Source organism: Phormidesmis sp. 146-33, from assembly GCF_052939515.1.
This window is the reverse complement of record NZ_JBJPHU010000081.1, coordinates 25,702-32,147: the sequence shown is the minus strand read 5'-3', so window position 1 is coordinate 32,147 and position 6,446 is coordinate 25,702. Positions and strand designations below refer to the sequence as shown.

Genomic DNA, 6,446 nt, shown 5'->3' with positions numbered 1-6,446 from the left:
AAATGACCTCAAACCCAGGAGTAGTCTCGCTTGTAAATTCTCGGAAAGGTCTAATTGTTGTTAGGGTCATGATAGGAGCGGTTCTATGCATCCACTATTAATGAGTTCGCTTAGTTGGGTTGAGTATCGAGAACGGATTCAGACTAAAGTCCCGGTGTTTATTCCCTGTGGCGCACTCGAACAGCACGGCCCTCATTTGCCTTTGGGAACGGATGCTTTGTTGAGTACAGCGATCGCTCAAAGTGTAGCCGAACTTGTGAATGGGATTGTTGCTCCGACCTTTAGCTATGGCTACAAGTTTCAACCCAAATCAGGCGGCGGACAGCACTTTCCTGGCACAACTAGCTTAGATGGGAATACCTTGAGTCAGATGATTCGAGATGTGATTCGAGAGTTGGTGCGGCAGGGAGCAACTAGCCTGGTTGTCATCAATGGACACTATGAGAATCAATGGTTTTTGACAGAAGGAATTGACCTGGCGCTTCGAGATGTGGGCACTGCGCCGAATCTGAAAGTCATGCGACTAGAATATTGGGACTTTTTGACCGAATTAACTCTCAGCCAAGTCTTTCCAGATGGCTTTCCTGGCTATGCACTCGAACATGCGGCCGTGATAGAAACCTCGCTCATGTTGCACTATCATCCCAAGTTAGTTCGGTTGCACTTGATTCCAGACGACAAGCCCGCTGACTTTCCACCCTATGATCTGTATCCACCAAAATTAGACTGGGTGTCGCCTTCGGGGGTATTGTCTTCCGCTAAGACTGCCAGCATCGAGAAAGGAACTCTCATGTCAGCCCAGATTGCTCAACAGATTGCAGCGGCGATCGCTCAAGAATTCCCACACTATCAACATACTGCCGAAGATACTGAACGACAAAGGTCGTCGATCGCTGTTGTACCAGGTGAATGAGGGCGCGATCGTGCTCACTCCATTTTCTAGGCTGCCCAAATACACAGGGTTCTAGAATGCCATAAAGCTCACCCTTGTCGTAAAGAGGTGCATGAATTAAGGCACGATGCCCAAAAGCTTCTCGCTCGTAAACCACATTCACCACGTCGGAACCTGCTGTTTCGATATCGTCTACAAACACCGCTTCTGGAGTACGAAACGCCATCCCCATTAAAGGATCTTCTACAGCCTCTGCTTCAATAAATGTTGAGCCTGTCAGGTCGGCAAACGGTGAATGACGGCTGTAACAGTGAGTAACCGTTCCTTGGCTAGTTGCGGGATTGCGAAGATAAAGGAAACAGCGATCGCACTCTAATGCTTCACACAATGCTGGCATCAATGCAGTAAAGACTGCGTTAGGATCAGATCCAACCGTAAAAATAGTGTCTAAATCAATCATGAGAGGTGATGAGAATGGAAAACACTCAATTAGCTTGTGAACAATGGTTTTCGACTGAAAAGATCAATGATGGACTGTATCTGATTAGCGAACCGCACTACTACTGGTGGAATCGCGCTAATCTGTGGCTGATCAAAGGACGCGATCGAGATTTGCTGATTGACACCGGATTGGGCGTTTCTAGCTTACGCCAACATATTGCCTCCTTAATGGACAAACCGCTATTAGCGATCGCCTCTCACATTCACTTTGATCACGCTGGCGGAATGCACGAATTTGACCATCGAGCTATTCACGCTGCCGAAGCTGACGCACTCCGAACGGGTGACGATCACGAAGCGCTATGCAGCCCCGAACATGGATTTGTTTTGCAAGAACATTTCGATTTGCTGCCCCATCCTCAATTCACTGTAGAACAATACACGCTGCAAGCGACCGAACCGACTCAAATCCTACAGGAAGGCGACGTATTAGATCTGGGCGATCGAGCCTTTGAAGTACTGCATTTACCAGGGCATTCTCCGGGGTGTATTGGATTGTATGATCCGCAGCGTGATGAATTGTTCTCTGGCGATGTCATTTATGATGGCGATTTGTTAGATGAGCTTCATTGCAGTCATATTCCCACTTACATCACCAGCTATGAACGTTTACAAGCGCTTCCCATTCAAACCGTTTATCCAGGGCATTATCAGATCTTTGGTCAAGAGCGGTATCAGCAAATCATTGTCGAGTATCTAGAAGCCAGACGCAAGCCGGGTTGTCCGTCTGATCACCTCTCACAAAATTGTTTTTCCGCCATCCACGAGTAGCGTTGAGCCATGTAGCAATCGAGGCGCATCACTGGCCAAAAATAAAGCCACTTGAGCGATTTCGTCCGGCTGTCCTAGACGAGCGATCGGCATTCCTGCAATGCTGTCTTCTCTGGCTTTAGTTGGGTCAGCGTCTAGTTCAAATTCCTGATCCAACATTTGAGTGTCGATCGGGCCCGGACACAGTGCATTAATGCGAATATTATCGCGAGCATATTCCAGCGCCAAAGCACGAGTAAAAGACAACACGGCTCCCTTACTGGCGCAATAAGCAGAATACAAAGGTTGAGCGACTACAGCCAACTCAGAAGCCGTATTGATGATCACGCCTGCTTTTTGCTGCTGCATAATGGGGATCACCTGCTGACAAAGATAAAAAGTAGCCAAAAAGTTAACCGCCAAAATCTTTTCTAGCGTTGCTTGACTGACGGTTAAAAACGGCTCAACAAAAGAGATTCCAGCATTGTTGTAAAGAACATCGACTCGCCCATAGGTTTGATGGCAGGCGGCGATCGTCTCTACGGCTCCCTGCTGCTCAGACAAATCGGCGGCAAAAAACTCAAACTTGAGAGAACTGAGTTCTTGAGCAAGCGATCGTCCTGCTTCAATATCAACATCGACTCCAAACACCGTCGCGCCTGCTTGTGCAAAAATTTGGGCAGCCGATCGTCCAATTCCAGACCCGACTCCTGTAATCACAACAACTTTTCGATCGAGTTTCATATAAAAATGATTGTATTGTTCAGCATTCAAGATTGTGTTGCTGCACAGAGTCATCCGAGGTGATTGACTGACAAAAGTTCTAAAACCCTAATCTATTAGCAGTCACCGCCCAAAAAGTTTTGTCATCATTTGAGAGTGAAAATTTGATCTCCACTCTCAAACAATCTCAATTCTAGAGCGACTTTACAAGCGAATCATCATAGAGTGCTTTGACATCCAGCGGTTGCGACACCACCTTAAAATCGTAAGCAGCTTTAGCAACCAATTCAAAACTCTTGATCGCATTGTTAGGATGATCAGGATTGAACCCGATCGTCTTATTATCCTCAATGTCAAACAGCGTGATTCCTGTGAGTTGTTCGCGCAGTTCTTCGGGTTTGATTCCCAGCTTTTCGGCGGCGGCATTGATCGCATCCGCATCGCCCGCCTTCAGCAATTTGATTCCTTGATCGGCCGCTTTGAGAACTGAGAGCAATTCGGTTCTACGATTAGCAATCAAATTGGGACGGGTCACCAAAACATCCGCAATCAAATTCGTGCCTTTAGAGCTAAAAATTACTTCTCCACCGCCTTCTTTGGCTGCTTTAGTCAGAAACGGCTCATAAGTCACCGCCGCATCCACTCGTTTGGCGCTAAAAGCTGTCGCCGCATCGGCAGCAGGCATGTCTCTAATCGTAAAATCCTTTTCAGTCACCCCGCCTTTGTCGAGATACGCCCGCAGCAGCACTTTCTGAAACAACACATCTTCACGAGCCAGCGTTTTACCCTTTAAGTCAGCAGGTGTTTTGATGCCGCGTCCGAGAATGCCATCCGCCCCGTTGGAGTAATCACAGAGAAAAATAATTTTGAGGTTGGGATCTTTGCCAGCCATTTGAATCACATCCCCCGCTGTCAGCCACGCCAGATCAACCTTACCCGACAGAAACGCCGTAATTTGCTCTGTGTTGGATTGAAACAAAATGTCCTGAATTTTGAGGCCAGCTTGCTCATAAAAGCCTTTTTTCACCGCAACGTGATGCCCCGAATAGCCAGACCAGGGGTTAGTGGCGATCGTCAGCGTTTGGGGTTGAGCAGGATTGTTAGCTGCGTTGTTACTGGCAGATTGAGGAGAACACGCAACCGTCCACAATAGAGCGACCAATGCAAAGGCGATCAGTTTGATTGAGCGAAAATTAAACATTCGAGAATTCCTCGGAGAGCATAAAGTAAATCACAAAAGATACAGTTTTAGGGCGTTGCTGATTGAAGGGATGAATCTGTGAGAAGTGTCCATCTTTTCGCCCCCTAAATCCCCCAAAATTGGGGGACTTTGAACCTTGGGGTTCCCGCCGCTTTGGGGCAATTCATCCCCTGATTCAGCAACGCCACATCCTGCTTTCAATGCAAGTTTAATCGAATCCTCCGCCAAGATTTTTCATCGATCGCCCCCAATTTATCCACCCAAACATTCGTTTCTTTAACCGCCGTCACACGGTTAGCATTCTGTTAGTTGGGATGGTTTACTCGTCGCGAAGGGAATGCAAAATCTGACGTTTTACTTCCACAAATTCAGGCGACAGCTTCATATCTAAGTCGCGGTGTCCGGGCAAATTAACGGGCACTTCTAGCTTCATTCGTCCCGGACGCGCACTCATCACATAGACGCGCTGAGATAGAAAAATTGCTTCTTCGACATCGTGGGTAATCATCAAAACGGTGACGTGGGTTTGTTCCCAGAGTTCAAGTAAAAATTGCTGCATCTGCTCTTTGGTTTGAGCATCTAGCGCCCCAAACGGCTCATCCATTAGCAACACGGCTGGCTCATTGGCTAATGCACGGGCGATCGCCACTCGCTGCTTCATACCACCCGACAATTGTTTGGGATAAGACTTGGAAAACTGGGTCAGCCCCACCACGTCTAGATAATATTCGATTCGCTCTCGCTGCTCGGTTTTGGGCATTTTACGAAGCTGCAACCCAAAAGCAATGTTTTGAGAAACGGTCAGCCACGGATAAAGCGTGTAGTTTTGAAAGACCATCCCGCGATCGGAGCCTGGGCCCGTCACTTCTCGCCCGTCCACCAGCACATGACCCGAAGAAGGACTGGCCAGCCCCGCCACAATGTTGAGCAATGTCGATTTGCCACACCCAGATGCCCCAACCAGACAGACAAACTCTCGCGCAAAAAGCTGAAAGTTAATATTCTCCAAAACCGTCAAAGCGCCGCTCTGAATCGCAAACGACTTGGACAAGTCACGAACCTCAAGCTTGGCAGGCATTGAAGTCAGGTCGGTGGCAGTCCGCTCACGCTGTAAGTCTTGCGATCGAGTATCGAGCATAGTGGAGCTTCCAGGAGTGGGCAACAACGTCGAGTCTCTACTAGCTAACTAGATTGTGTGGTCTCAGAGTGTCAGTTTAGATACATAACCAATTACTCTGTTTAATAAAAACAAATAAATCCTTCCGGCAGGTGAGCGGCTGAAAACTTACGCGGGGACGTTAGAAATACTTGATTTTGTGATTTTACTCAGGTGCAAAAAGCCGATCGAGTAGCTTTGAATACAAAAAAGCCTGAATGTCTCCCTAGACTAAAAGAGATGTCAGTGAATGTTGACGAAGGTTGACATTGCCGATCAGTGATAGAGCCAACGTTCTACCGCAAATCGTTGTATCACCTGTAAAGGACTATTTCTGTGGCTAATGCGAGTTTAGATTCATCTCCTGCACCCGATCGTCAATATCACTATCTCAAGCCTTCGGTCTTCTGGAGCATTCGGCAGGGCTTTTCGCGGCGATTGGCTGTGTTGATTGTCGCAGTTTCGATGGCGGTGCCGCTGTTATTGTGGTCGATCGTCAGCTATGCCAAGCTAGTTCCCCCGATGTTTTTGCCGACTCCGACGGCAGTGGTGCAAGCGGGAATTGAGATGTTTGCAAACAATGACCTGATGGCGGATGTGCTGGTCAGTTGTGGTCGAGTGTTGGCGGGCTTTTTGACAGCAGCGATCGTTGGGGTGCCGATGGGCATTGCGATGGGGACGTTCTACAGCATGAACAGTTTGTTTGCGCCGTTTGTGGGAACTGTGCGCTATATGCCCGTGACCGCCTTTGTGCCGTTGATTGTAATCTGGCTGGGGTTGGGTGAAGAATCAAAAATCTTGATCATTACATTAGGAGTTGTGTTGTACAACGCGATCATGGTTGCGGATGCGGTGAAGTTTATTCCCAGTGAGATGATCAATGTTGCCTATACGCTGGGTGCAACTCGACGCGATGTTTTGTTTAAGGTGATTGTTCCCGCGACTTTTCCGAGCGTGTTAGATACCTTGCGAGTGAATATTTCTGGCGCATGGAACTACCTCGTCATTGCCGAACTGGTCGCCGCTCAAACGGGCTTAGGATTTAGAATCATCCAGGCACAGCGGTTTCTGCAAACTGAGAAAGTTTTGTTCTGCATTCTACTGATCGGACTGATCGGACTGGCGATCGACTACGGCTTAAAATGGATTTCAACAATGCTCACGCCTTGGGCTGATCAAACTCGACATTGATCCAGTCAGAACATTGTTTCAACCTTGCTTTG

The 6,446-nt window shown here is 47.9% G+C and carries 6 protein-coding genes and 1 pseudogene; 3 read left to right on the top strand and 4 right to left on the bottom strand.

Annotation, left to right across the window (positions count from 1 at the left end; all coding sequences use genetic code 11):
• Window positions 1-85: 85 nt before the first annotated feature.
• Window positions 86-781, top strand: a pseudogene (locus tag ACJ2PR_RS25130) (creatininase); the annotation flags it as partial.
• 7 nt (window positions 782-788) lie between these two features.
• Here the strand turns inward: ACJ2PR_RS25130 and ACJ2PR_RS25125 are convergent.
• Entirely contained in the window at window positions 789-1,352 is a 564-nt protein-coding gene (locus ACJ2PR_RS25125) for a GAF domain-containing protein (protein WP_446878993.1), read from the bottom strand.
• A 14-nt stretch (window positions 1,353-1,366) separates the two neighbouring features.
• Here ACJ2PR_RS25125 and ACJ2PR_RS25120 point away from each other — a divergent pair, with 14 nt between their 5' ends.
• Window positions 1,367-2,164, top strand: a complete 798-nt coding sequence (locus tag ACJ2PR_RS25120; protein WP_446861784.1) for an MBL fold metallo-hydrolase — start codon at window positions 1,367-1,369, stop codon at window positions 2,162-2,164.
• Here the strand turns inward: ACJ2PR_RS25120 and ACJ2PR_RS25115 are convergent.
• The 3 genes from ACJ2PR_RS25115 to ACJ2PR_RS25105 form a co-directional block, all read right to left on the bottom strand.
• Window positions 2,132-2,887 (bottom strand): SDR family NAD(P)-dependent oxidoreductase, encoded by a 756-nt coding sequence (locus ACJ2PR_RS25115; protein WP_446878992.1) that lies wholly within the window; start codon window positions 2,885-2,887, stop codon window positions 2,132-2,134. The two genes, ACJ2PR_RS25120 and ACJ2PR_RS25115, sit on opposite strands and share 33 nt — an antisense overlap.
• A gap of 172 nt (window positions 2,888-3,059) precedes the next feature.
• Window positions 3,060-4,067 carry an ABC transporter substrate-binding protein gene (locus ACJ2PR_RS25110; RefSeq protein WP_446878991.1) on the bottom strand — a complete coding sequence of 336 codons (1,008 nt, stop codon included), beginning with the start codon at window positions 4,065-4,067 and terminating at the stop codon, window positions 3,060-3,062.
• A gap of 319 nt (window positions 4,068-4,386) precedes the next feature.
• Window positions 4,387-5,205 carry an ABC transporter ATP-binding protein gene (locus tag ACJ2PR_RS25105; protein ID WP_446878990.1) on the bottom strand — a complete coding sequence of 273 codons (819 nt, stop codon included), beginning with the start codon at window positions 5,203-5,205 and terminating at the stop codon, window positions 4,387-4,389.
• A gap of 354 nt (window positions 5,206-5,559) precedes the next feature.
• On the opposite strand from ACJ2PR_RS25105, the gene ACJ2PR_RS25100 reads away from it, so the two are divergent.
• Window positions 5,560-6,414 (top strand): ABC transporter permease, encoded by an 855-nt coding sequence (locus ACJ2PR_RS25100; RefSeq protein WP_446861788.1) that lies wholly within the window; start codon window positions 5,560-5,562, stop codon window positions 6,412-6,414.
• Window positions 6,415-6,446 lie beyond the last annotated feature (32 nt).

Coding starts and splice junctions, on each gene's coding strand:
- ACJ2PR_RS25125 (WP_446878993.1), bottom strand. CDS start 1,352: ATGATTGATTTAGACACTATTTTTACGGTTGGATCTGATCCTAACGCA.
- ACJ2PR_RS25120 (WP_446861784.1), top strand. CDS start 1,367: ATGGAAAACACTCAATTAGCTTGTGAACAATGGTTTTCGACTGAAAAG.
- ACJ2PR_RS25115 (WP_446878992.1), bottom strand. CDS start 2,887: ATGAAACTCGATCGAAAAGTTGTTGTGATTACAGGAGTCGGGTCTGGA.
- ACJ2PR_RS25110 (WP_446878991.1), bottom strand. CDS start 4,067: ATGTTTAATTTTCGCTCAATCAAACTGATCGCCTTTGCATTGGTCGCT.
- ACJ2PR_RS25105 (WP_446878990.1), bottom strand. CDS start 5,205: ATGCTCGATACTCGATCGCAAGACTTACAGCGTGAGCGGACTGCCACC.